Origin of the sequence: Nostoc sp. DedQUE04 (genome assembly GCF_034530995.1) — a bacterium.
GTDB lineage: Bacteria > Cyanobacteriota > Cyanobacteriia > Cyanobacteriales > Nostocaceae > Nostoc.
Map to the genome: position 1 here is coordinate 1 of NZ_JAVRCA010000040.1, position 24,231 is coordinate 24,231.

A 24,231-nucleotide genomic window follows, 5' to 3' on the forward strand; every position below is an offset into this window, starting at 1 on the left:
ATCAGACCTCCTATTTTTTCTTGGGATTTGACATATTTAGTCTAAACTCCAGTTCTATCTATTGCACCTTTATCCTCTAATAAAGCATCTAAGTTGCGTTCGCCGACTGCACCACGCAAAGCAAACTGTAATTCTTTGTACAAATAACCAGAAATATCTGACAATCCGTTTTTTGCTCTCAATGGGTCGAGTATGCGGAAGCCAGCTGTCAAATTCAACCGCAGAGGTACTTTATCTTTAGAGAGGATGTCTTGACCGGATACTTCCATATTTTGGAGTCGCAAGTCAATCGTTTCGGTTTGAAAAGAGCGGCCAAATAACCACCAAGCGTGTACTCCTGGCGATCGCAGTCCTTGAAACTCTTGATTAATGTATACTAATCCAACGTGCTGCGCGGGAACTTGGCAAATATGCAAACAGTTACGACTGAGCAATTTCACTTCTGTTGAACCCTCAACCAACTCAGCCACTAAGTTAGGCTGTAACTGAGCATCAACGCTAATATCGATAATTTCCACTGTAACACCCTGCCAAAATAGCTTGCGGCTGGTGGGTGGCAAAATAGAAATCACTTTCCCTCTATATCGCACAATTGCAACTTGCGAAGTCTGTAATTGCACGACTTCACAGTAAGCAGTTATAAAGTCGGGATGTTTTTCAATGAGTACATCTTCGAGGGGAAAGTCTGGGTTAGGGATAATTCGGCTGAGAGTCCTGACGGTAACATCTCTATCTACCGACCAAAAAGCATACTCTCCTGGTTCTAGAGGTCGCACAAAATTATTTTGCAGATATAGTAGACCAATCTCCGACTCTGAGATTTGGAACTTCTTCACTCCATTCAAGGTAACTGAGCGCAATTGCTGCACAAAAGAACTAGGTAATTCTAAGCTTTCTTCCAAGTTGAATATATGAGACTCTACTTCAATAAAACCACGCCAAAAAGCAATCAATTTATTTGGTGCAACGCTTACCCAATTCTGACCGTAGCGGACTAATGCAACTTGATTGAATGCGGTTCTGATAATCAATAAGTGTTCTTGTAGTTCGGCTTCGTGATTTCGCAACAACAGTTCTAGGTTTTCAATTTCAGCTAGTGGCTGATTGAGGTCATAAATTTTTACTTGCCAATGCCGACCAAAATATGTATGTGTACCGGGTTGCAAAATTTTCTTAAAGTCACTGCGGTGATATAAGATGCCGATTTCGTTAGGTTTAATATAAAACGTTTCCCACATAGTGATTTGCATAAATAATTTGTGTGATAGCTGAAGTAAACTAGACGATGCCTGCGGCGGGCGTAGCCATCGCAACTAGCTAAGAAGATTAGAACAACACATTTATAACCTTGCTTGAACTCAAATACCACCGATGTCTCACGGCTTAACTACTGGAGTATACAGAATTTATCAGGAGGTTATTTAGGCTTTACAACCCTTTAAACAAAGGCTAAAAAATTAGTTTTAGCATTTTGTACTACTCTATACTACAAAAAATTTGTTTACTCTGCCAGTGCAGGTTTTTACAGTTCCGGTGCGGGCAAAAGCTTCTCCAAAGCTGGATTAAGATTGCTGTTACTTTTCCCAAATTGCTCAATGGCAATCTAAAAAAAGAGAACCGCGCTCAAATATGCCGTTCGCTTTGCCAATCCAGAATCCTAAAGGAAACCAAATGTAGGAAAAGGAAGGAACATACTCAAGTTAGGGAGAGATACAGTTGCGCTAGCTCCTTGACTGTTATAAATACCTGCATGACAGAGTAGAAAAAACAAAAAGTTTTTTTGATTGGGTCTTTTTCAATACCCAATAATTCTGCGGCCTTGTCCCTAACAAGGTGCCCGTACCCAGGGCGAGGGTTTTTGCCCGAAAGTATAGGAATCGAACCTACAAATAATCGGCGATACACCGATCGCTCTACCAAATGAGCTAACTTTCATGGTGAAATAGTTGAAAGTACTGGGCGGTATACGCTATTACCAGAGGTTAGCGTACCAGTCGGGTATACAGAACCCAAACTACAGCTTTGTGACTTTGTTACTATCCCGGTTCAAATTTAGCACAGGAAAAAAGTAAAAAGGCGAATTATATCCGCTCTGGCTTTTCTTTGCTCAGGTACACCTAAATAAACCTTTTCTAGCAAAATAAGCAGCTTTAAAAACGTACTTCATCAGTTTGAGAGTCACCATATTTCTGCTTGATGCGTTCTACACTTGATTTAAATTCTGCGCCTTTGGTCGGGTTAATCATTGCTACATAATTTGCAAACCCGGTAATTGCGGCAATTAAATTAGTTGATTTTCCCCAAGTTTTTCCTGATAAACCTTCTTGTTCTATTTGATATAGAGTTGCGCGAAAGGCTTTTAATGTCTTTTTAGATATATTTAATTGCGTATTTACAATTAGACCTGTTACTTCTTGCTGCACTGATTTACCGGAAATCTTGGTTTTATTATCATTAACAGTAAAATTTCCACTAGAAATAATATATCTAATATTTTTAATCAAATCAGATGTTTTGGGCGATGCATTCCTAGAAGCAGAAAATGTTAAATCGTCAGCGTATCGCGTATAGCAAAACCCAAGATTTTCAGAGATTGTAGCAAGACGACTATCGAGATTACGGCAAACTAGATTAGAAATAGCAGGGCTTGCAGGCGAACCTTGAGGTAAATGGCGGTTTTCTAAAGCTGTATTGTTAATTTGTCCATTTATTGCTATTTCAGCAGTCGTACAAATCAAACTGAAAATTGTCGCCGTAGATTCTGAATAACCAAACTCGCAAAATAATTCTTTGACACGTTTGTAAGAAATTGACTGAAAAAAATTCTGTAAATCAAGATTGACTATTACATTTGCACCAACATGGGGTTTAGCATTGGTGACTATCGAACGATTTTTACAAAAACCGTGCGCTGCATTATGAACTTCTAATTTCTCTAAAATATTCTCTAGAATCCACCTTTGAGCAGCTTTAAGTTCGGGCTTTGGTGCAGAAATAATTCTTTCCCCACCTGTCTTTTTGGAAATTTTGAAAGGGAGGTAATGTCTAGTTATAGATGTACTAGTTGTTAAAAAGCGCAGTTTTTCCAGGCTGATTCCCATTGCAAAGGCTATTTCTTCGGCAGTATTATATTTAGCTAAACCATGCGATGCCTGCGGCGGGCGTAGCGATCGCAAAAGTGCTAAATTAGCAGTTTGCAACTTTTCTAGATTATTTTCAGCCCCTAATGGGGTAGTGCTTAGATTTTTGCTGTACATAATACAAAAGATTTTTTTACTCTGCAAGTACAAGTGTTTACAGTTTAGGTGTGGGCAAAAGCTTCTCCAAAGCTGGATTAAGATTGCTGTTACTTTTCCCAAACTGCTCAATGACAATCTAGAAAAAGAACCGCGCTCAAATATACCGTTCAATTTACCAATCTAGAATCCCCGAAGGAAAACTAGATGTAGAAAACGAAGGGACATACTCAAGTTAGGGAAAAACGCAGTTGCGCTTACTCCTTGACTGTGGCTACCGAACATTACCCTTATGAGTAATGACCGACAGCAGAACACTTGCACCGCAGAGTTGAGAAAATGAGGGGTCTCGAATCTGTTAAGATCCGTACCATATTGGCTACCTTGGAAGGGTATTGTCTTTTAACCCGGACAGGGTTCTGGGTGAAAGTATAGGAATCGAACCTACAACACATCGATTATGAGTCGATTGCTCTACCAGTGAGCTAACTTCCTGGGGTTTGATACAGGAGTCGAACCTGTGACGCATCGATTATGAGTCGATCGCTCTGCCAACTGAGCTAATCAAGCAATATAGTTTAAAGTACTCGGCGGTATACGCTTATGCAAAAGCTTGGCGCACCAGTTAGGCGTATAGAACCTAAACTATAGCTTTGTAACTTTATTACTATCCCGGTTCAAATCTAGCACAGGAAAAACGCTGTAATTTATTCTTTAGGAATTCCTAGATGTTCTCTCAAATCAACGTAAAGTATTCTATTAATTTATACTTAAAAGTTGCCCCGCCAAGCCAGGAGATTATTTAGCGCTTGCACACCATCTTCATTGGGTTTGAGGGTCAATATCAACCTTTTACAGCACCCATTGACTTGATTTGCCGTGCAAACCACATTTTGTCCATTCATTTGAGCAATTATTCTTGGGCTTCAGTCTGGGAAAGCTAGACCAGTCATGGGATCGCGAATATACAATCCTAGCGTGAGACTACGCATTGCTTCATCCCAAACGGGTATTAGTTGCTCTGCTTGATCTGCCCAATAATCGAATGTAATCAAGCATTGAACATTCGACCCCAAACCAATGCAAGTCCGCGAAAAAGCTTCCCGTGGTTCTTCTTGAGTGTCAATGAACTTCATCTCTGTCCAGACAATTCTAGCAGTTTGACGCTTGACGGTAATAATTTCTCCCCTCTCAATGATGTTGCGGCTGTCGTCTTCCAGGACTTTCTTCAAGGTAGATTTTAGCGGAAACTGGCTCCAGTCATTGGGTGGGAGGCGATTAAAAGATACTTCTAGACAGCAATCATCGTTGGGCGGTTTTTTATCCATGAACTTGAAGGATTTCTCTTGTGGCTCAAAAACCCAATTTTGGGGAACATTGAAACGAACAGCGCCTCGATCTGCTACAAAAATTTTGTAACCTGATGGAGATTCCCAACGATGATCGGGTTTGAGTTCAAGCGTTTCTTTTATCCACTGGAGATTGCTTTTTTTACGCTTTGCCATAGTGTTTCTGCATTTTCTGCTGAAGAGGGTGTCACCGATAGCGTAGCGTAAAGCCGTTTGGCATAGCTTCTCTACGAGACGCTACGCTAATGCTTAGAGCGACACAGGAGGGTAACAGCCCATTGTAGACATTGCCCTTTTTGTTAATGTTATCAAATTGCTAGTATTTTGAATAACTCTTATATTAAATAAATAAAATTAAATAAAATTTTTAGGATTCTATATCAAAGAATCCAAGGTAACTGTAACGTTGTGATTAAAGTTTCAGCTTTTAACATTAAAATCTTAGCCGCAGTGTTCATGGTTATGGATCATGTGTGCTATTTGCTAATCCCAGAGTTAAGAATCTTGCACTTAGTTGGGCGATTCAGTTTTCCCCTGTTTGCATGGCTTTTGGCTGAAGGCGAAAAACACACCCAAAATATATACCGCTATGGGAGGAGACTATTAATTACAGCAATAATATCTCAGCCTATTTATAGTATTGTTTTCCAGAGTTTAGCACTTAATATTCTGTTTACGCTTTTTCTTGGACTTGTGATGTTGCGCTTAATAAAGCGTTATTCGCAATTATGGCAGCAATTAATAATTATCGGCTTGTGTGCGGTAGTTGCTGAGGGCTTGGGCGTTGAATATAGAGTATATGGGATTGCAGTAATTTTATTGATGTCCCTAATAGACAAACTAAAGCCTAATGTATGGTTGCTCTACTGGTGCTTCTTTCACTTTATTTTAGTAACTCTATTTATAAGTGATATAGTGCAATATTGGGCAATTATTGCAGGATTCATTGTTTTTCAATTCAATGGAAAACAAGGTTCACGAGCTAGATGGTTTTATGTGTTTTACCCAACTCATTTAATTATTTTAGGTATAATCAATTATTTAATCCAGTCTAGATAGGATTAACTATCTGTATTGCTCTACAGATAACCTTAATACAATTGGCTTCACGGATTGAGGCAAAGTAATCCTCTAATATCGTGTCCAATTAAAGACTTATCATTAAGACCGCAGGGGAGCAGCACTTCTCTACGAGAGGCTGCGCCAACGGCTACGCTCAGTGACCGAGGGGCAGGGGGCAGAGGGAAAGAGGGTTTTCTGGTTTCTGCATAGATTACGGGAATTATAACTAATTAACCGGACATGATATAACTAAACAGCGATCGCATAAGAAAGCTGGTATCCAATCCTTTAAAATCAATAAGGGCTGGCAGTGAGGCAGACAATAATTTTGCTAGATTGTTTTTTTAGACTTTGCTATAGTGTTTTTGCTTTCTCTGCCCAAGAGTACGTGGGCGTAGCCTGTTGTTGACATCGCCCAGATTATTATCAGCGATCGCGCAATGCACCACTGCATATATGGCTAACTCTTAAGCAATGCCGTAATCTGTGTACTGCCTTTTATAGGGAGGCTGCAATCCCAAAACAATGTCATCTTTGAGAACACCCATCTTGACTAACTCCTCAGCAGGATTCTGATCTGTTAAGTTCTGCTGAAGCCATATTTTTCCATTTTTAATGTCAAAATGGATGATACATCGATAAATGCGATCGAATTCTTGCCAACCCACATTCATCCACTGATAATGATCTCGCTCTGTATCGAAGATGAGTTGAGCCTCGACCTCATCATCTGAAACATCGTCACTGGCATAACGAGTAAGCAAAGTCTGAATATACTCTCGATACTTAGCTATTTTATCCATTGCACAATCACCTCATTCACTGGATCGTAGACAACTAACAAAACTTGATATATTTGTACTGCTGTTTGCGTGAACTCAAGTTGAAAGAAAGTTCGATAGGCATCTACTGGAACTGCCAAATATAATACTCGCTCAGGCTCAGTCGCTTTCAGTGCCAAGCGATAACTGAGGAATTGACCTAAAGCCCCGTAGAAATCTGTAATTGCAGAAGGATTCAGAAAGCTTTTAATCTCGACTGCTATTTTCTCACCTGCTCTCTCGGCTGCAACCAGTCTTTCTGCACCCAAATCAATCTGAAAGTTGACGTTACCAAATTTAAATTTGAGTGGATCGTCTGTAATTATCCATTGCTCTTTTTGTAGAGCTTGCTTAACTGCTTCGTGAAAAACGTCCTTTGCTGACACAGATAAAATTAGATACTTCTACACTCATGATGGTACTCTTTTTGCTGAAAAAGTAAACGCCTTTACCTGTTGTGACCTATAAGTTTTCGCCAGTCTGCTCAAAAGACTAAGCGATCGCACTACCATCACAACCATCAAAGCTAGCTATTGCAGTACAAAAATATGCATAAAGTCGAATTTAGTTAACAAAATGAGCTTTGACTTACTCAAAATGCCTTATGACTTATTCATTTTGGTGTTTTCCGCAAGTAAAATCAATTTTGACTTACTCAAAATGCCTTATGACTTATTCATTTTGGTGTTTTCCGCAAGTAAAATCAGCTTTGACTTTCTCAAAATGCCTTATGACTTATTCATTTTGGTGTTTTCCGCAAGTAAAATCAGCTTTGACTTTCTCAAACCCCAGTTTGCTTTCTCATTTCAGTAGTTAGCGCATTCATGATAGCGATCGCTATGTAGCAAAAACTATTGCAGATTTGCCGAAATTTTCCCAAGCCGATCTATACGTAAATTTTTTAAGGTAAATAATATTAACCGTATTAGATTACAAGGTATAGATCATGGCTCGGAGAAAAAGAACTTCTGTAGTATTAGAAAAAGCAGTGCGCCGTGCGGCTAGCATAAACTCAATTGATCCCAGGTTAGATTTAGGCAATGGACTTACCTTACCTGCTTTCTCAACTCTGATCGAGACGATGCGATCTAAAGAAAATGCTTACAATAGCGCCCTTTCCAGCTTGGATAAGTTGTATCGGGAAATGCTAGAAACAGAAAGCGAGTTGGGAGATATGACAGAACAAATGCTAATGGCAGTTGGAACTCGATATGGCAAAAGCAGTATAGAGTACGGTATGGCGGGAGGAGTTCCTAAAAATCAGCGTCGTAAGGGACAGCGAGAAAAGTCGCCAATCAATGATGAGCAACCCTCAATTGTTGCCAGTATGGAGAGCAAAAATGGAAACAAACCAGTAGCGACAACTTAATATATGCTATTCTACACAAAATTTTTTCAAGCAAAAATAATTGCATAAACGCATTCGCAAAGCGTCTGGTAGATATCGCTCTCCGTAAGAAAGAGACGTAGCAGTGCTACGTCTCTATCGACTTGCAAAAGTCAATTTTCTGAAAATGAAACCAGAGGTGGATATAGATAAACACTGATGATTTATTTATATCCATCTGTGATTGTCTGCTTGTGATACCTGGGAATTAAACGATTAGACTTGTTGTATTTCTGGACGACCATCTTCAACCACAAATGAAGCCCGCTTACTAATCGTGCCAAATGGAGTTGTGACGTTTGATAAAACTAGATAGTCTGTTTTGCAGGTTGTAGCAGTCAGCGCACAGCGAACATACCCCCGTTGACCGTTGAAGAACTTAATGTGTGGGTTATCGGGTAAGTAAGCTTCAACATTTGGGGTGGTATCTGCCCCATCTCCACCAGAGGTTATTGAAGTACAGACGAATTCACTCCCGACTGTAGCAGATTCTGGATTATTAAAGTCAGCCTTTAAATTCATTGCCCAGTTGGAATGAATATCGCCTGATAAGACGATTGGATTAGATGGTTTGCGCTGTTCTAAAAAACGCATGAGGCGATCGCGGGAAGCCACATAACCATCCCACTTATCCATGCTATAAGTTCCGCCTTTCCCTGGTTTTGTGTCTATCTGAGCAACTACAACTTGCTGGGCTAAAACGTTCCACTTAGCCTGTGAGCGAGCCAAACCATCATATAGCCAATTTTCCTGACGCTTGCCAGTAATCGTTGCATTCGGATCTAAATTTTCTGGGCAACGTTCTTTAGTACCATCACCACATGGCTGATCGGTGCGATATTGGCGGGTATCTAAGACATGGAAGGTGGCTAAGTTACCAAAGGAAAGCCGACGGAAAAGTTGCATATCGGCGCCAACAGGACGCGAGAAGGGGCGCAGTGGCATATGTTCGTAGTAAGCCTGATAGGCAGCAGCCCGTCGTTGAAGGAAGATTGCCCGATTCTGGTCTGGTTCAGTATCAACTTCCGAGATGTCGTTGGCATAGTTGTTTTCCACTTCGTGGTCATCCCAGGTAACAATCCAGGGAAACGCTGCATGAGCTGCTTGCAGATTGGAATCAGTTTTATAGAGGGCGTGACGGTTGCGGTAATCTTCCAAAGTCACAATTTCTGCACTGTTATGCTGTCTGGGGCGATTCTTTGAAATTCCTCCTTCATAGATATAGTCGCCAACATGCACTACCAAGCTGAGGTCGTCCTGGGCAAGATATTTGTAAGCAGTATAGTAGCCCTGCTCATAGTTCTGACAAGAGACAAGGGCAAAGTTTAATTTATTTAAGTAGCCACCTGCTAGAGGAGCTGTACGAGTGCGGCCAATGGGGCTAGCATCTTGACCGACAATAAACCGATACCAGTACCAACTATCAGGTTGCAGTCCCTCTACCACAACTCGAACTGAGTGAGCTAGTTGTGGAGTTGCAAGTACCGTACCTCTGGAGACAATACGCTTCATATCGGGATCGGTAGCCATTTCCCAGCGAATTGGCACATTAGTAGGTGGCATTCCACCTCCATTTAAGGGTTCGGGAGCTAGACGAGTCCAAATCACTACGCTGGTAGGATAGGGATCGCCTGACGCTATACCCAAAGTGAAAGGATAATTAGAAAATCTGCTTCTAGCGATCGCTCGTCGATCGGAAAATTGGTTAGCGATCGCCAAACCAGACAATGCTCCTGCTCCGATAATTAAGTTGCGTCGTTTGATTCGACTGTGTAGGAACTGCTCAAAATTCCGGTAATCTACCATTTTCTACTCCTGACTAACAGGTAAGTTAAAACGCAGCAACAGCTAACACGAAGAAGGCAGGGTGGTCTTAGGCAAACTTCGTAACTAACTCCCTTACCAAAATCAGGTTTTAATTCCTAATTTTTCTGGCATCAATGTATTAGATGTTGTTTTGCCAGATAAAAGCATATTACTAAGAGATTAATCCTTGGCAAAGAAAGCGTTAATATCAACTTAACCAAGATTAGATTTTAATCTTTTTCATTGATGCTACTTTTTTCTTCATTATCCAGCCAATACTACAAGCAAAAAGAGCGCCAACTAAAGGTGTAGGTTCAGGTACTTGTGTATACGAAACTCTACCTAATATGGGTTTAGCATCTGGAGAAGTTCTAGAGAAAATTGTCAAATCTTCACCAATGATTTCATAACTTATAGAACTGGAAGGATTAGATTTATCGTTGAACAGATAGTCTAATGCTAAAGATGTTTGTCCAGTTGAAAACGTAGTTGGAAATACTAAGGGAAATTCTGGATATTTGGTATCATCTTTTTCAGTGTAAACGGTAGAGTCACCGTCAAATTGGAAAGAAAGTGACTTAATGGCGGCTACGGGATTCTCTTCATTACTAAAAGTTGAGTCATCAAAGCTAAAAAAGCCATTTCCCTTAGTTACGGGACTATCAACTGTGAAAGCGTAATTAATAATTGCAGCAGATACAGATTTGGCATCTACAGTAGCAAAACCTAAAATCGAAGTAGCAGCAAGCACTAATTGTGGAACAAATTTCATTTCAGTTTTCCTCACCATAAACTTCTGTAAGCAATACACACTGCAAGGTATAAAAGCAGTTTGTTTACAACTTGCTGATTTCCCAAATGGGTATTCATCACTGAGTAGAACAGTGATGAAAATCAATGCTTTTTCCCTTTTTGAGAAAAAGAAACTAGTCTTCAAATAATTGAAGTCGCCCTATTTTAAAATTGTGAGTTTAAGCAGACTTTAATTAAAGGTAAAATAAAATAAAATTTAAGTTAGCGAATAAAAGACTTAGCAGTTAACTAAAACATTTATATTCAACTGGAGACTGGCGAACAGGTGGCGTTCTCTGGGGATAAGGGGTAATGGGGACTGGTTGTACTGGAAATTGGGAGGATGAGTATATATTCATATCTCACCCTAAATGTTGTGTAATTATACTACTGATTGAAATGCAGAATGTGGATTATAGAGACTTGATCCGTTCTACGCCACCCCATATTTCAAAAAACCGTTGAGTTTCAGCTTCTATTTCTGAAATTGTTCTTGGCTGTCCATTTCCAGAACCCGGAAAAACAATATAAACGATATCCTTGGGAATTCCTCGCTTGACTCTTGATTGTACTATTGGATCGTTTCCAACAGCCTGAGACAAAGCGATTGAACCCTCTCCAATCTGGTTTTTAGGGCCAACATCAGCATAAATTGCAAAAGCGAGTTTTTCATTGCTAGTGTTATAAACAACTGCAAAATCTCCTAATTTAACGCCTGTAGCTTTTCTAAAACCATCATTTCCCGGAAGAACAATATACGGAATCTTTGTTGAATCAACATAGCGGCGTGGATCTTGTTTAGCAAATCCAGAGTCGCATAATGCAGTTGTAGAAATATAGTATCCAGGATATGGATCGGTACTGCTTTGAATAAATGGATTGCCGTTTTTATCTACAGCTAGTGCCCACCAGTTATCTGAATACCCAGCATTTGCCAAAAAATCAATCCCTTTATCTGCGGGGTGATAAGCATTAGGCGCACCATCAGCATTAATGCTCATCCCTGCTTCATAGAAAAATGCAGATTCTCCATTTGCCTGAAGAATGGGAATTTCACCAATTTTAATCACAGTCTTGAGCGAAAATTTTGTGACTGGACTCAGGAATTTTTGAGCGACAAAACCTTCTAAAGTTTTTCCTTCAATAATAGTTGCAACTTTCCACCACTTTTCATTATCCGAATTTTGAATTTTAGATACAATATATCCTTTGGGAAGAGATGCTAATTGATTAGCTTCATCAACAATCGGTGCTGAACGTATATTCAAACTATCTGAGATTACTTGAAATTGCTGCATAAACTACTCCAAATTTAAAAGTTAAACTCATCAAAATACATTGAAAAAACCAAATTTTGTGCTGATGCGATCGCTAATATCTAGAACATCTTAAACTCTGATTTTTTGTGTCGCGCCAGCTGGGGGGCAATACCTGATTTTCCTGCTTTGAAGCAAGGCAAATACACGAGAAAGAACCCCCGCAACGCTCCCTAAATCTAAATGTCACTTACTAAATCGCTGGATTTAGATCCCCGACTGCTTCCAGACACCCAGAGGGTAGAAGTTGGGGATCTGGGCAGCAATTTTTGCCTAAGAAAGTACCATTCCACCCTCAAGCCGCCTTTGACTTGATAAAAAAATTTCAACAAATGTGAGTATGCGAACATCTTGGGAACTATAGAAGCAAATCAAATCAGCACAACTTTCAGCTTCCAGCAATGAAGACTCCCTATCTCAGCAAAGCTAAGGCGTTCCCATTACAGATTGTTCTTATTGTTCCCTTCCTGATCCAAATTTTTGCAGCAGTCAGCTTAGTAGGTTATTTGTCTTTTAAAAATGGACAAAGAGCAGTTAACCATTTAGCCGAACAGGTGATAGATCGTACTAGCGATGTCGTGGATGAACACCTAAAGTCTTATCTTTCCATTCCACAAACCCTTAATCAGATCAACGCAGATGCTATTCACAGGGGATTATTGAATGTGGGCGATCGCCAAACCCTTGGCAAGTATTTCTGGGATCAGATGCAGGCTTATGACCTAACTTATATTGGTATTGGACTAACAACGGGTGAGGGGCTGGGAGTCGCTCGTTATGATGGCAAAACTATTACCATTGATGATTGGACTGCCAAGCTTTCCAATAATACTTCCACTTATGCCACAGACGATCGAGGTAATCGAACTCAAATAAATACTCGATGGACTTGGAACAATTTTACTGAATCTTGGTATACCCAGCCCATCGCTGCTGGTAAACCTATTTGGGCAAAGATTGTGACTGCAAATTTGCCAACGGGGCCTTACATCAGCGCCTCTGCTAGTCGTCCGATTTATGATTCGCAAAATCGCTTACTAGGAATGATTGCAACAGACATTCACCTACTAAAACTCAGCAATTTTTTACGCAGTTTGAATATTAGTCAGTCTGGGCGAGTATTTCTTTTGGAGCGGGATGGTACATTAATTGCTAGTTCCGGTACAGAGAAGCCTTTTGTCGTGGTCAATCAAAAGATCCGGCGATTGCACTCGATCGATAGTTCCGATCCAATCATTCAGAATGTTGGCAGACACTTCCAAACCTCTGGGTTTGGGTCTATCACCCAAGACACAGATTTTCAACTTGAGGTGAAAGGAAAACGGCATTTTTTCCATGTTTTACCTTGGCGTGAAAAATATGGTTTGAATTGGCTGATGGTGGTGAGTGTGCCAGAAAACACATTCATGACCCAAATTAACGCCAACACGCGCATCACGATCGCTCTTTGTTTTGGCGCATTAGTCATTGCTTCTGTGATGGGCGTGTTTACCTCTTATTGGATTGTCCGCCCGATTTTGCGCTTGAATTGGGCAAGTGAGGCAATGGCATCTGGTAATTTCAATCAGACATTAGAAACTAGCCCCATTCAAGAACTTAATAGCCTATCTAACTCTTTCAACCAGATGGCAGGGCAATTACACGAATCCTTTAGTGCTTTAGAGAAAAGCAAAGAAGAACTAGAAGAACGGGTAGAAGAACGCACTACTGAACTTAAAAATGCATTAAAAGAATTGCAGCGCACTCAATCTCAAGTTATTCAAAGTGAAAAAATGTCTAGTTTGGGACAACTAGTGGCTGGAGTCGCACACGAAATTAATAATCCAGTTAACTTTATTCATGGCAACCTCGCCCATGTGCAGGAATATACTCAGGATTTATTAGCACTAATGCAGTTGTATCAGCAATATAATCCCTATCCTGCTGCTGAAATTCAAACCGTTTCTGAAGACATCGATTTAGAGTTTTTGCAGGAAGACTTGCCAAAAATGTTGTCTTCGATGAGAGTAGGCACCGACCGCATTCGCCAAATTGTACTGTCGTTGCGAAATTTCTCTCGCATTGATGAAGCGGAATTCAAACGGGTCAATGTTCATGAAGGCATCGACAGCACCTTGATGATTTTGCAGCATCGCCTCAAAGGTAAACCAGAACAACCTGAAATTGAGGTGATTAAAGACTACGGCACTGTACCCTTAGTAGAATGCTATGCCGGACAACTCAATCAGGTATTTATGAATATTTTAGTAAATGCGATTGATGCGTTAGAAGAAAATAATACTAAGCTTACATATCAGGAAATTAAGGAAAATCCCAGTCAAATTAAGATTCGTACATCGGTAGTTAATTCAACGTGGTTAGAAGTGGCGATCGCTGATAACGGAGTTGGTATTTCTCAAGAATTTCTGCAACGAATATTCGATCCCTTTTTCACCACTAAACCCGTTGGCAAAGGAACCGGAATGGGTATGTCCATCAGCTACCAAATCATCACAGAAAAACATGGCGGTAAACTAGAGTGTTTCTCAACTCCTGAAAAAGGAACCGAGTTTATCATTCAGATTCCTCTGCGGTTAAGGAATGGTTGAGGCTGTGATAGGGGAACAGGAAGATGTAGAGAGTTTTGAATTATACAGCAGATTGCAAGTTGGGGAAGAGTGTACTTCATTGACTTGCAAAGTGCTGTTAGTAACAATACCTTTGCTAATTTCCGAAGCTTGAACAATGATTTGGTGTTTATGGCGATCGTTCGCGATTTTTGATAATACACCAACTGCTCTTGTCACTTTGTTGCTATAGATATTGTTCGGTAAAAAGACAATTATAAAGTTATTTTGTTGGTCAGAGAATATACAATGAAGTTTTTTTGTTGGTTAGAGAATATACAAGTTTTGGGCGCAAACAGATTATACAGTTGAACAGATAGTTAAAGTCAGTAGTTCTGTTTGTTAAAAAATCTATGCCAATACATCAGGTGATTGAAACCTACGATCGGGGATCGGTAGATTATGACGCAATTATGAAGCGTTACTGGCACATCGAGCGCGAACCCTTAATTGCTTCCTTGCAGCTCAAACCAGGACAAACTGCCCTAGATGCTGCGGTAGGAACTGGTCTTAATCTTCCAGCCTATCCTGAAGGTGTACGTGTGGTCGGTGTCGATCTCTCTGAGAAGATGATGGATGAAGCACGTAAAAAACACGTATCCGCAGACATCACCTTCAAAGTATCGGATCTCTGCAATCTTGATTTTCCTGATAATACTTTTGATGCAGCAGCATCGGGATTTACCTTCTGTGTCGTTAGCGATCCAGTCCGCGCCCTTGCAGAAATCCTGCGAGTTACTAAGCCTGGTGGCTTGATTGCCATTCTCGATTACTGCAAATCGCAAGATCCAGAGATTCAGAAATGGCAAGAATTAATATCTGATGCAGCTTCACAGCTAGGCTTTCCGACTGACAAGATCAAGTGGGATGCATTGATGGATTATGACAAATTGATTTACAACAGCAAGCTCCCCATTGAAGTGCTTGCAGACGATCGCATAGAAAATCCAAACCCGTTTTTATGTGGTTGTCAATTCCTGCTGAAAAATTCCAAAGCTTAAAGGCAACAGGATCGCACTCTTGTTCAATGAGTGCGATATTTACGACAAGTCGAATCACAAGTGATTTTGAAACAGTTCTAAAACATGTTGCCAAGCATCAGGAGCAGCTTCAGGATTATAACTTGGGTGTTGTTCCATAAATGGGTACTTGTCTTTGAAAAATCCGGCAAAGAATCCATGTCCTGCATCGTATCGAAATACACGATGATTGATTTGATGTTTCTTTAATTCTGCCTCAATTTGCTCGGTTTCCTCCTGTGAAACTAATGTATCTCTTGTACCATAAAATGCATAAATAGTACCTTTGATTTCCGAGGTGCGATTAATAGTTGGAGTCTCTTCGCCATAACTAGAAGTGGTAATTCCACCACCGTAAAACAAAGCTGTTGCTTTGATATCAGGGAAAGTTGCAGCCATATAAGCAACATGACCACCAAAACAAAAACCAATCACACCGATTGCATCATCTTTGACATTGGGTAAAGTTTTGAGATAAGTAATGGTAGCTTGAATATCGCTCAATATCTCTTGATATTTTACTTGTTGATAATATTCCAACCCCAGCCTATAGCTTTCTGGACTGAACCCAACATCTTCAGCGCTAAAATCAGCTTCAAAACCGGGAGCAATACGTTGATACATCGCCGGGGCGATCGCTACATAACCTTGTTTAGCGATTAATTCCGTAATATCCCTAATATTACTATTGATTCCAAAAATTTCTGGAAAAACTATAACTGCGCCAAAGGTTCCGTTTTGTGCTGGTTGAGCTAAGTAAGCATCAATTTCTAAGTCATCGTTGGGTACTTTGACATAGGAAGTGTGAATTTCGATGTTTTTTGTTTCTAGCATCTTTGTTTGGGCTGCTTTTATACTAACTCATCTATTTTGACTATTTTTTGATACCAATGAGTGATGTCTACAACGAGCAAAAACACTAAGAGTATTGCTCTACTCAATAGACTTCTTGGCATTTGTGGGGTAAAGGGGAAAGGATGAAATTTTCCCAAACCCAGTAACCTTTCACATGCACCCCAACGTCAAGGCAAAAGTTACTTTTGCAAGATATCTAATAGATATGATATTTTCAGAAATTAAATATGTATGTGCGATCCAAAACCTTTGTAGGGGCGTAGTCCTGCTACCTGTATCCATGCAAATCAGATGAATTTCTAACTTTTGAATAAATGGCATCTCAAACTTCGGGAAGATTCCAAGGGTTTTTGATTTGTGCGACCTTACATAAAGTAAGCATAAAGACTCAAAATTAATAACCACAAGAAAAAACAATGCCAGATCAAAGTTTTAGAACAGATATTCCAGAAGTTGACCCAACGGAGATTGAAGATAATCGAACTGCGATCGCCGACGAACATCGTTCGTTCCTGGAAAAAGTGCAGGTCAGAGCCGGGTTTGCAGACCCCTATGATGCCAGAGACTTTACCGAAATTGTGTTTCGCGTGATGCGCGACTTAATGACCACAGAAGCTAGCGATCGCGTCGAAGCAGAACTGCATACAGAGGCTGTACCTACAGATGAAAAAGCACTCCAGTTTGAAGTATCCGATCTCTGGAGAGACAGCAATCCACTTGTGAGATTTTTGAGCCGGGTTCGTCCACCTTGGCAAGGCCCTGGTATCTTTAAGATCGATTCCGATCGCTTCCTGTTCCGAGTTGCTAACGAAGGTGGAAAACCGGGAACAGTAGACCGAGAGGAAGCGGTTAAAGCAGTATTTTCTGCTACTAAAGACGAACTTTCCGAAGAACGAATTCAGGAAATTGCTAGCTGGCTACCTGATTATGTACGTCAGCTTTGGGAACAGGCTTAATTAGAAGTATAAAAAAAGTAAAGTCTGTTTGTGAGTAGCAATCGCAAACAGGCTTTTTCAATAGGTTTAGCCTACAGCCAACTCTGTATACTGCCTTACATGAGGTGCATGGTATGCTATCACTATATCTTGCTTAGGCACTCCCTCGGTCACAAATTGAAAAGATAAAGTCTTTTGCCTAAATTCTATCGTGCATCCCACTAAAGCAGCACCAGGTCTAGATACATTCGGCTTTGCATAACCCGAAAGATATCGCACAGTCTTTTGTAGAAAAAAGAATATATAGACCGCAAGACTATATCACCTCACTAGTAAATCTGTGACAAAATAATATTGTTGTTTTATAGCTAATGCGATCGCTCACGACCTATGATTTCTACCATCTCGCGCCGCTACAGCTTGGATGAATATCGTGCAATCGAAGAAAAAGCCGAAGGACGCAGCGAATATCGAGATGGAGAAATTGTACCCATGCCTGGAGGAACGCTCAAACACGGCCGCATCGGTCGGAACATCTTGACCTATCTTACTTCTATGATGCGCGATACTCAATTCGAGCCAATTAACAGCGATTTACGGCTGTGGATTCCCGAACATCGACGCGGAGTATATCCAGATGTAATGGTTTTTGACGGCGAACCGCAACTAAATGGCGATCGCTTAGATGAAGTCTTAAATCCCACGCTGATTGTTGAAGTTCTATCTCCTTCCACCGCAGATTGCGACCGACTCAGTAAATTTCGGATGTATCGATCAATTCCGAGTTTTAGCGAATATTTATTAGTCGAGCAAGATGAACCTTTTGTGGAACGCTACAGTAAACAAGCTGAAGGTTGGTTGCTCAGTGATTTTAGCAGCTTAGAGGGATCTATTTCTTTAGATTCAGTTGCGATCGCATTATCGATGGCAGAAATTTATCGCGGCGTTGTTTTTGAGTAAATTAGCTTTGTGACTATGTATGCTTTGAGAGGAGTGATACTAAATAGAGGTTCTGCTATCATCACTTATTATAAAAATTCACGCTATGCCATATTGCGTATATTGACGCTGGTAAAATGGCTGTAGTCCCAAAACGATATCCTCTTTAGGTATTCCCATCTCAGTCAATTCTTCAGCAATTTGGATATCCGTCATATTACGTTGAATCCATATCTTTTCATCTTTGATATCAAGATGTATCACACAATTATAAATTCGGTCATATCCATCCCAACCAATCTCTAAAATCTGATAATGATCTCGTGCAGTATCGAATATCAGTTGAATTTCAACATCTTCCTCTGAAGATTTGTAATTGCCATACTTCGTTAGTAACTTCTGAATATATTCACGATATTGGTCTAGCTTTGCCATTGTACAATCACCTCAACTTTTGGATCGTAAACTATTAACTTAACTTGATATTCTTGTACTGAAGTTTGGGCAAAGTCCCGACTAAACAATGAGCGATAGGTTGAGACTGGAACTGCTAAAAACAAAACTCGTTCAGGCTCCCTAATTCGCAAAGCCAATCGATAATTGAGAAATTGCCCCAAAGCTGCATGGTACTCAAACAGTTCTGAATCCCCCAAAAAACTTTTAATCTCAACAGCAATTTTTTCAGTTCCTCGCTCGGCTACTAATATTTTTTCTGCACCTAAATCGACTGACATTTTATCTTTGGCAAACTTAACAACTAGCGGATCGTGCGTGATAACCCACCCTTCTTTTTCAAGTCCTCGTTTGACGGCTTCGTGAAAAATGTCTCTTGCAGACATGGATAAAACCAGAACCCAATACTTTTATAATACCGAACTATCCAGTGATTTAGCAGCTTAGAGATATATATTTTTTTAAATTCAGTTGCGATCGCATTATCGATGGCAGAAATTTATCGCGGCGTTGTTTTTGAGTAAATGAGCCTGAGTTGAATGCGTTGTGCTTTGGGACAATATATGATTTGGGAGAGGTGCGATCGCAATTGCTTGTTAGCTGTTATTTGTATACTCATTTACAGTTACGACCTCAAACCCTTTAACCCTAGTTCTATGAAAAGGTCTTGGTGCTCCAAGCAAGCTGGCAACGCTTGGATAAGATACTCCAAAAGAAAGCAATGCGTCTTTTGAAATAGCCATAGTCTTCAACATACTTGTCCATAGCTGTTTTCCTTCTGTTGGCAAAAGTTTAGGTGCTAATACACACAGCCCCTGTCCGAAGTAGTAAATATCATAAGTGAGGCTGCATTATGGGTGACTATTAGGGTTTTCAATCATTAATCCCTCACTTACAACTGCTGCATTCAACTCATTATCTGCGGACACAAAGGTAATAGGAGATAATCCATTAGCAATGGAAATGGTGTTGACTACACGACCTACTGCTAGTTGGATAGCATCATAACCTCTTAACCCATAAGTTTCAGATAATACCATTCCAGAATTAATAATATTTTCTGTGATTTCAACAATTTGATAGTCTTTCTGTAAATCAATTTTGAACTGATTGCGTGTTGTTGTCGCATCTATAATGCTAATACTTCCACTGCGCGATCGCCTGGTAATTGCCGCTATAATTTCTACAGCAGTTATTGCAGCAATAAATACCTCATTGTTGAGAGCCGGATCAAATAGCCCTAAAACCCAAACTGATCCAGTTTCGCTAATATAACGCTTAACTAATGCGCTACTGTCTAGAAAATAAACTGCCATCTAACGGCGTTCCTCAATGATACTTTCAGAAACAGGCTTTCCCTCAGCATGAATTAGTCGTCGCTCAGTTATTGGCTCATAAGTAGGATGCTTGATCTGTTTCACTAAACCAGAATCGATCAGGGCTTGATGAAATGCTGCTTGCTTAATAGTTTCTTCATTATCAGCAAGATACTTTTGAATTGTCTGATTAAGCTGCTGAAGCTCTTTTATTTCAAGTGTCTCAAGCTGCTTAAGTATTTGGTTCAAAATTTCTATTGCCATACTTTTGTAATGTGTATTTCTATTATTGATGATTTTTCACCTATAAATCATAGCAAATTATCTAAAAGTGGTATGATTTATCAGTAAATTTAATTTTGTTTATAAACCATTTCCATTTTCAACTTATCAATCTCTAATCTCAACTTGTCATTCTCCATCCTTAACTTAGCATTCTCCTCCCTAATCAACTCAACTTCATTCCTCTTACTCAACGCCTGATTAATTGCCAACTTTCGCATATCTAGCGAAAACCAACGCTGATAAGTTTGAGTATGAACTTGCACACTATGTCCCAAATTATCCGCCGCAGCTTTAATTGGTATCCCCAAAATATGCGCCCGGATTGCCCAAGCGTGACGTAAATCATAAGGTTTAAAATCCAATCCTATCTTGCGAAACCACCAACTAACTCGTTGTGTTAACGCCGTTATCTCCGCATGATTAGTGTTATCTTTTTTTGCGATCGCACTCCTCAACATCTCTAAATATTTCGGATTTCTTAAATCAAATTCCTCAATCCATCGTCTATGTAAAGGTAATGCTTCTCTTTCCCCAGTCTTAGAATCCTTATGAACTTTCCATGTCAAATCTGTATTTTCTTGACTCAACCACCAATCAATATCGGGATTAATAAAAAGTTCCCGTGGACGTAAACCAAAAACTGCTAACATTCCATACGTCCAGCGCCAAAGTTGCCAGCTATCTTGAACATTTTGATTTACTTGATTACCTCTGTTATACAAATAATCTTCAAACTTGATAATTCCATCAGCTATTTCCGCATCTGTAGGGATAGTGCGGGAACTATTTTCAGGCATTTTGGAATATTTAGATAAATCGATTTCGATTTTAAATGTTATGCAAAATGCCGATATAGCTCTGGCTGCATTATATTTAGCCCATTCTTTATCGATTTGCTCAATTGAACTTATCAAATTTTCTGCGATCGCTAAATCTTTAGGATTAGTAAATCGTTTAGTTCGGGAAAAGTAATAAAAAAAAGTATGCTCACTTTTGGTAGTTCGTTTATGAGTCTTAAAATACTCTTCTTCAAATTGCTCAAGTAATTCTCCTATAGTCTTAAATCCTTTCTTAACTGCCTCATTACCTAAATATTTATCATTCCACTCAAAAGTTTTACGAGCGATTAACTTCCCTAACTCATAAGCTTCTTCCTCAGCCGTCTTGAGTCCATCCAAGTTAGAGGGAATATTCAAACTGATATTGTATTGTTTTCTCCCAGTACCATTGCTATCTTTATCTCCCGGCTTAATTGGTAACGTCGCCCGTAATTGCAGACTTCCATTCGATTCTCTAATTGTCACCTTTGCCTTTGCAGACTTCAAACGCAGATTAACTTTCTCTAATTCTAGTAGTACTTTCGTTCTCATATGTTCTTTTTGCTGCTGTGCTTGCAAAGATGAGCAAAAAAACGGCAATTTTTTAATCACCTTGGTTCAGGACAACATTTAGATGATGCGTGAGTCCTGAACCGAATTATGCTGTGTTTTTAGCCTATATTTAGCCTAAAAATAAATGTGTTATCAACGAACAATGTTTAGAACAGACACTGTTTATTGCAAACATTAGACAGTTGAAAAAAATTAAACCAAAAAAAGGATTACTCCGGCCCTTATCACGGTTATGACGGCTTTGCCATCTTCGCTCGTGATATGGACTTGGCACTCAACAGCCCAACCTGGTCATTAATTGGCGCTCCTTGGAATGAAAAAGCTCAGGCGAAGAAGGCTGAAGCTAAGGCTAAGGCTGCCGTTTAGGGAAATGGGAGAGTGAGATAAGTAAGGAGAACCTGGGGCTAAAACCCCAGGGGGGAGTTGGGAATCCAAAATTCAAAATTGAAAGATTAAAAATTCGTTTTGATTTTTGCATTTTGAATTTTGAATCATATTCCCACTCCCGCCTCAAATCCTCATTCCTCGATCAGTAAAGAATTCAGTAACCTTGGAGATCCAGAAATGCCTCAGAATCCAGAAAAAATTCAAGATCACGTCGAGTTATTCCACCAACCTGAGTACCAACAGCTATTTGAAAACAAAAAGCAGTTTGAAAACGGTCACGAACCCGAAGAAGTAACACGGGTTGCAGAGTGGACGAAGGGTTGGGATTATCGTGAAAAGAACTTCGCTCGTGAAGCTTTAACCGTTAACCCTGCTAAAGGTTGCCAACCACTAGGAGCAATCTTTGCTGCTGTTGGTTTTGAAGGTACTCTACCTTTCGTTCAAGGTTCTCAAGGTTGCGTTGCTTACTTCCGCACCCACTTAACCCGTCACTACAAAGAACCATTCTCTGGTGTATCTTCTTCAATGACTGAAGATGCAGCCGTGTTTGGTGGTCTGCAAAACATGATTGACGGTTTGGCGAACTCTTACCAACTGTACAAGCCCAAGATGATCGCTGTCTGCACCACCTGTATGGCAGAAGTAATTGGTGATGACTTACAAGCCTTCATCAACAACGCTAAGAGTGCAGGTTCAGTTCCTCAAGATTTCCCAGTACCTTACGCTCATACTCCTAGCTTTGTCGGTTCCCACATCACTGGTTACGACAACATGATGAAGGGAATTCTTTCTAACCTGACCGCAGGTCATAAGAAAGAAACCAGCAATGGTAAAATCAACTTCATCCCAGGTTTTGACACCTACGTAGGTAACAACCGCGAAATCAAGCGGATTGCTTCGCTGTTCGGCTTTGACTACACAATTCTAGCCGACAACAGCGACTACCTGGATTCACCAAACACAGGTGAATTCGATATGTACCCAGGTGGTACAAAGTTAGAAGATGCAGCAGATTCAATCAATGCGAAAGCTACGATCGCTCTGCAAGCACACTCTACACCCAAAACCCGCGAGTACATCGAGAAAGAATGGAAGCAACCAACTTCAGTTTCCCGTCCTTGGGGCATTAAGGGTACTGATGAGTTCTTGATGAAACTCAGCGAATTGAGTGGTATCCCTATTCCCGAACAATTGGAAATTGAACGCGGTCAGGCAGTTGATGCCATGACTGACTCCCACTCATGGATTCACGGCAAGCGCTTCGCTATCTACGGCGAACCAGATTTAGTATACAGCGTAGTTGGCTTTATGCTAGAAATGGGTGCTGAACCTGTGCATATCTTGGTTCACAACAGCAACGAAGTATTTGAAGCAGAAATCAAAGAATTGCTTGCTTCTAGCCCCTTCGGTCAACATGCAACTGTTTGGCCTGGTAAGGACTTGTGGCACATGCGTTCATTGTTGTTCACCGAACCAGTAGACTTTTTGGTTGGTAACACCTACGGTAAGTACCTGTGGCGCGACACCAAGATTCCCCTCGTGAGAATCGGCTACCCCATCATGGATCGCCACCACTTACACCGCTACGCCACCATTGGTTATCAAGGTGTGATCAACCTCCTCAACTGGACTGTAAACACCCTGTTTGAAGAAATCGATCGCAACACCAACATTCCTTCTAAGACAGATATTTCCTACGACTTGATTCGTTAGAAATTGCGTAGAAACACAACGTGTTAATTAAAGGGTGAAGAAGGGGATTAGGGACTAGGGACTAGGGACTGGGGACTGGGGACTGGGAAAACGCCCAATGCCCAATACCCAATCCCCAATCACCAATCCCCAATCCCCAACTTCCCTTTTTCTTGATAGCATTTACCCAAGGAATTTATAGATGGAAACCATCAATCACACTCACGAACATACTCACACTCATCCTCATCCTAATTACCATCCACCTAACCAGAAAAAACCAGGATGGTTCCATAATCTTCTTAATCCGTTGCGTGGTGTAGTGGATGGAATTCAGGTTAAAAATAATCGCATCGCTCATCTAATTTGCCAAACAATTCCTTGTTGTTGTCCCTTTGAGCGACAAATTAAATTATTTGGGAAGTGTATTGATATTCCACCACTATGTAAACTCAATCCTTTATATGACGAATTTGTAGGATTGCGTTTCCGCGCTCTATCTTACCTGACCGATGTCTGTGGAGAGGATGTCACAAGATACATTTGTTAGTCATTGGTCATTGATCATTAGTCATTGCTAGAGA

The 24,231-nt window shown here is 40.3% G+C and carries 23 protein-coding genes, 3 tRNA genes and 2 pseudogenes; 9 read left to right on the forward strand and 19 right to left on the reverse strand.

Features of this window, described 5'->3' with window-relative positions; genetic code table 11:
* Positions 1 to 50: 50 nt before the first annotated feature.
* The 7 genes and pseudogenes from RM049_RS23900 to RM049_RS23925 form a co-directional block, all read right to left on the reverse strand.
* Positions 51 to 1,238, reverse strand: a pseudogene (locus RM049_RS23900) (SPFH domain-containing protein); the annotation flags it as partial.
* A gap of 624 nt (positions 1,239 to 1,862) precedes the next feature.
* Positions 1,863 to 1,935 (reverse strand) — tRNA-Ile (locus tag RM049_RS23905).
* A 215-nt stretch (positions 1,936 to 2,150) separates the two neighbouring features.
* The gene (locus RM049_RS23910; RefSeq protein WP_322705942.1) at positions 2,151 to 3,257 is read right to left on the reverse strand and encodes a reverse transcriptase family protein; all 1,107 of its coding nucleotides are present in this window, start codon (positions 3,255 to 3,257) and stop codon (positions 2,151 to 2,153) included.
* Between the two features lie 399 nt (positions 3,258 to 3,656).
* Positions 3,657 to 3,731 (reverse strand) — tRNA-Met (locus tag RM049_RS23915).
* Positions 3,731 to 3,806, reverse strand: a tRNA-Met gene (locus RM049_RS23920). The genes RM049_RS23915 and RM049_RS23920 overlap by 1 nt, the downstream gene beginning before the upstream one ends.
* Positions 3,807 to 4,006: 200 nt before the next feature.
* Positions 4,007 to 4,141, reverse strand: coding sequence for a COP23 domain-containing protein (locus RM049_RS39380; protein WP_322674553.1), 135 nt, complete (start codon positions 4,139 to 4,141; stop codon positions 4,007 to 4,009).
* A 21-nt stretch (positions 4,142 to 4,162) separates the two neighbouring features.
* Positions 4,163 to 4,741, reverse strand: coding sequence for a hypothetical protein (locus tag RM049_RS23925; protein WP_322674554.1), 579 nt, complete (start codon positions 4,739 to 4,741; stop codon positions 4,163 to 4,165).
* Between the two features lie 252 nt (positions 4,742 to 4,993).
* On the opposite strand from RM049_RS23925, the gene RM049_RS23930 reads away from it, so the two are divergent.
* Positions 4,994 to 5,644, forward strand: coding sequence for a TraX family protein (locus RM049_RS23930; RefSeq protein WP_322705943.1), 651 nt, complete (start codon positions 4,994 to 4,996; stop codon positions 5,642 to 5,644).
* A gap of 470 nt (positions 5,645 to 6,114) precedes the next feature.
* Here the strand turns inward: RM049_RS23930 and RM049_RS23935 are convergent, their stop codons facing one another.
* A complete protein-coding gene (locus tag RM049_RS23935) occupies positions 6,115 to 6,450 on the reverse strand; it encodes a XisI protein (protein ID WP_322674556.1) in 336 nt (111 codons plus the stop codon).
* Complete coding sequence (locus RM049_RS23940; protein ID WP_322683249.1) at positions 6,438 to 6,854, reverse strand: XisH family protein; 417 nt, start codon at positions 6,852 to 6,854, stop codon at positions 6,438 to 6,440. Before RM049_RS23940 ends, RM049_RS23935 begins: the two co-directional genes overlap by 13 nt.
* Before the next feature lie 190 nt (positions 6,855 to 7,044).
* Here RM049_RS23940 and RM049_RS23945 point away from each other — a divergent pair, with 190 nt between their 5' ends.
* Together RM049_RS23945 and RM049_RS23950 are read left to right on the forward strand one after the other, a co-directional pair.
* The gene (locus tag RM049_RS23945; RefSeq protein ID WP_322705944.1) at positions 7,045 to 7,281 is read left to right on the forward strand and encodes a hypothetical protein; all 237 of its coding nucleotides are present in this window, start codon (positions 7,045 to 7,047) and stop codon (positions 7,279 to 7,281) included.
* A gap of 133 nt (positions 7,282 to 7,414) precedes the next feature.
* Entirely contained in the window at positions 7,415 to 7,837 is a 423-nt protein-coding gene (locus tag RM049_RS23950; RefSeq protein WP_322705945.1) for a hypothetical protein, read from the forward strand.
* Positions 7,838 to 8,071: 234 nt separating this feature from the next.
* Here the strand turns inward: RM049_RS23950 and RM049_RS23955 are convergent, their stop codons facing one another.
* The 3 genes from RM049_RS23955 to RM049_RS23965 form a co-directional block, all read right to left on the reverse strand.
* Positions 8,072 to 9,661 (reverse strand): alkaline phosphatase, encoded by a 1,590-nt coding sequence (locus RM049_RS23955; RefSeq protein ID WP_322705946.1) that lies wholly within the window; start codon positions 9,659 to 9,661, stop codon positions 8,072 to 8,074.
* A 223-nt stretch (positions 9,662 to 9,884) separates the two neighbouring features.
* Entirely contained in the window at positions 9,885 to 10,433 is a 549-nt protein-coding gene (locus RM049_RS23960) for a PEP-CTERM sorting domain-containing protein (protein WP_322705947.1), read from the reverse strand.
* A 433-nt stretch (positions 10,434 to 10,866) separates the two neighbouring features.
* A complete protein-coding gene (locus RM049_RS23965; protein ID WP_322705948.1) occupies positions 10,867 to 11,751 on the reverse strand; it encodes a glycoside hydrolase family 75 protein in 885 nt (294 codons plus the stop codon).
* Positions 11,752 to 12,170: 419 nt separating this feature from the next.
* Here RM049_RS23965 and RM049_RS23970 point away from each other — a divergent pair, with 419 nt between their 5' ends.
* Together RM049_RS23970 and RM049_RS23975 are read left to right on the forward strand one after the other, a co-directional pair.
* Positions 12,171 to 14,357: an ATP-binding protein gene (locus RM049_RS23970; protein WP_322705949.1), complete on the forward strand. Its 2,187-nt coding sequence runs from the start codon at positions 12,171 to 12,173 to the stop codon at positions 14,355 to 14,357.
* Positions 14,358 to 14,728: 371 nt separating this feature from the next.
* On the forward strand, positions 14,729 to 15,376 hold the full coding sequence (locus RM049_RS23975; protein WP_322705950.1) for a class I SAM-dependent methyltransferase: 648 nt from the start codon (positions 14,729 to 14,731) through the stop codon (positions 15,374 to 15,376).
* A 54-nt stretch (positions 15,377 to 15,430) separates the two neighbouring features.
* Here the strand turns inward: RM049_RS23975 and RM049_RS23980 are convergent, their stop codons facing one another.
* Entirely contained in the window at positions 15,431 to 16,228 is a 798-nt protein-coding gene (locus RM049_RS23980) for a dienelactone hydrolase family protein (protein WP_322674568.1), read from the reverse strand.
* A gap of 437 nt (positions 16,229 to 16,665) precedes the next feature.
* On the opposite strand from RM049_RS23980, the gene RM049_RS23985 reads away from it, so the two are divergent.
* Entirely contained in the window at positions 16,666 to 17,205 is a 540-nt protein-coding gene (locus RM049_RS23985) for a DUF2267 domain-containing protein (protein ID WP_322674569.1), read from the forward strand.
* 66 nt (positions 17,206 to 17,271) lie between these two features.
* On the opposite strand, the gene RM049_RS23990 is transcribed toward RM049_RS23985, so the two are convergent.
* Positions 17,272 to 17,463: an element excision factor XisI family protein gene (locus RM049_RS23990; protein WP_322705951.1), complete on the reverse strand. Its 192-nt coding sequence runs from the start codon at positions 17,461 to 17,463 to the stop codon at positions 17,272 to 17,274.
* Between the two features lie 111 nt (positions 17,464 to 17,574).
* Between RM049_RS23990 and RM049_RS23995 the strand changes: the two genes are divergently transcribed.
* Positions 17,575 to 18,144, forward strand: a complete 570-nt coding sequence (locus RM049_RS23995) for a Uma2 family endonuclease (RefSeq protein WP_322705952.1) — start codon at positions 17,575 to 17,577, stop codon at positions 18,142 to 18,144.
* Between the two features lie 78 nt (positions 18,145 to 18,222).
* Here RM049_RS23995 and RM049_RS24000 read toward each other — a convergent pair whose 3' ends face one another.
* The 5 genes and pseudogenes from RM049_RS24000 to RM049_RS24020 all read right to left on the reverse strand — a co-directional run.
* Positions 18,223 to 18,558, reverse strand: coding sequence for a XisI protein (locus RM049_RS24000; protein ID WP_322705953.1), 336 nt, complete (start codon positions 18,556 to 18,558; stop codon positions 18,223 to 18,225).
* Complete coding sequence (locus RM049_RS24005; RefSeq protein WP_322705954.1) at positions 18,546 to 18,962, reverse strand: XisH family protein; 417 nt, start codon at positions 18,960 to 18,962, stop codon at positions 18,546 to 18,548. Before RM049_RS24005 ends, RM049_RS24000 begins: the two co-directional genes overlap by 13 nt.
* 465 nt (positions 18,963 to 19,427) lie before the next feature.
* Positions 19,428 to 19,892 carry a type II toxin-antitoxin system VapC family toxin gene (locus RM049_RS24010; RefSeq protein WP_322705955.1) on the reverse strand — a complete coding sequence of 155 codons (465 nt, stop codon included), beginning with the start codon at positions 19,890 to 19,892 and terminating at the stop codon, positions 19,428 to 19,430.
* Positions 19,893 to 20,156 (reverse strand): hypothetical protein, encoded by a 264-nt coding sequence (locus tag RM049_RS24015; RefSeq protein ID WP_322705956.1) that lies wholly within the window; start codon positions 20,154 to 20,156, stop codon positions 19,893 to 19,895.
* An 89-nt stretch (positions 20,157 to 20,245) separates the two neighbouring features.
* Positions 20,246 to 21,589: pseudogene (locus RM049_RS24020) on the reverse strand (site-specific integrase); the annotation flags it as partial.
* 543 nt (positions 21,590 to 22,132) lie between these two features.
* On the opposite strand from RM049_RS24020, the gene nifK reads away from it, so the two are divergent.
* Both nifK and RM049_RS24030 read left to right on the forward strand, forming a co-directional pair.
* Positions 22,133 to 23,668, forward strand: coding sequence for a nitrogenase molybdenum-iron protein subunit beta (gene nifK, locus RM049_RS24025; protein ID WP_322705957.1), 1,536 nt, complete (start codon positions 22,133 to 22,135; stop codon positions 23,666 to 23,668).
* Between the two features lie 181 nt (positions 23,669 to 23,849).
* Complete coding sequence (locus RM049_RS24030; RefSeq protein WP_322674576.1) at positions 23,850 to 24,197, forward strand: Mo-dependent nitrogenase C-terminal domain-containing protein; 348 nt, start codon at positions 23,850 to 23,852, stop codon at positions 24,195 to 24,197.
* Positions 24,198 to 24,231: the final 34 nt, after the last annotated feature.

Coding starts and splice junctions, on each gene's coding strand:
- RM049_RS23910 (WP_322705942.1), bottom strand. CDS start 3,257: ATGTACAGCAAAAATCTAAGCACTACCCCATTAGGGGCTGAAAATAAT.
- RM049_RS39380 (WP_322674553.1), bottom strand. CDS start 4,141: ATGAATGGACAAAATGTGGTTTGCACGGCAAATCAAGTCAATGGGTGC.
- RM049_RS23925 (WP_322674554.1), bottom strand. CDS start 4,741: ATGGCAAAGCGTAAAAAAAGCAATCTCCAGTGGATAAAAGAAACGCTT.
- RM049_RS23935 (WP_322674556.1), bottom strand. CDS start 6,450: ATGGATAAAATAGCTAAGTATCGAGAGTATATTCAGACTTTGCTTACT.
- RM049_RS23945 (WP_322705944.1), top strand. CDS start 7,045: ATGAGCTTTGACTTACTCAAAATGCCTTATGACTTATTCATTTTGGTG.
- RM049_RS23950 (WP_322705945.1), top strand. CDS start 7,415: ATGGCTCGGAGAAAAAGAACTTCTGTAGTATTAGAAAAAGCAGTGCGC.
- RM049_RS23955 (WP_322705946.1), bottom strand. CDS start 9,661: ATGGTAGATTACCGGAATTTTGAGCAGTTCCTACACAGTCGAATCAAA.
- RM049_RS23960 (WP_322705947.1), bottom strand. CDS start 10,433: ATGAAATTTGTTCCACAATTAGTGCTTGCTGCTACTTCGATTTTAGGT.
- RM049_RS23965 (WP_322705948.1), bottom strand. CDS start 11,751: ATGCAGCAATTTCAAGTAATCTCAGATAGTTTGAATATACGTTCAGCA.
- RM049_RS23970 (WP_322705949.1), top strand. CDS start 12,171: ATGAAGACTCCCTATCTCAGCAAAGCTAAGGCGTTCCCATTACAGATT.
- RM049_RS23975 (WP_322705950.1), top strand. CDS start 14,729: ATGCCAATACATCAGGTGATTGAAACCTACGATCGGGGATCGGTAGAT.
- RM049_RS23980 (WP_322674568.1), bottom strand. CDS start 16,228: ATGCTAGAAACAAAAAACATCGAAATTCACACTTCCTATGTCAAAGTA.
- RM049_RS23985 (WP_322674569.1), top strand. CDS start 16,666: ATGCCAGATCAAAGTTTTAGAACAGATATTCCAGAAGTTGACCCAACG.
- RM049_RS23995 (WP_322705952.1), top strand. CDS start 17,575: ATGATTTCTACCATCTCGCGCCGCTACAGCTTGGATGAATATCGTGCA.
- RM049_RS24000 (WP_322705953.1), bottom strand. CDS start 18,558: ATGGCAAAGCTAGACCAATATCGTGAATATATTCAGAAGTTACTAACG.
- RM049_RS24005 (WP_322705954.1), bottom strand. CDS start 18,962: ATGTCTGCAAGAGACATTTTTCACGAAGCCGTCAAACGAGGACTTGAA.
- RM049_RS24010 (WP_322705955.1), bottom strand. CDS start 19,892: ATGGCAGTTTATTTTCTAGACAGTAGCGCATTAGTTAAGCGTTATATT.
- RM049_RS24015 (WP_322705956.1), bottom strand. CDS start 20,156: ATGGCAATAGAAATTTTGAACCAAATACTTAAGCAGCTTGAGACACTT.
- nifK (WP_322705957.1), top strand. CDS start 22,133: ATGCCTCAGAATCCAGAAAAAATTCAAGATCACGTCGAGTTATTCCAC.
- RM049_RS24030 (WP_322674576.1), top strand. CDS start 23,850: ATGGAAACCATCAATCACACTCACGAACATACTCACACTCATCCTCAT.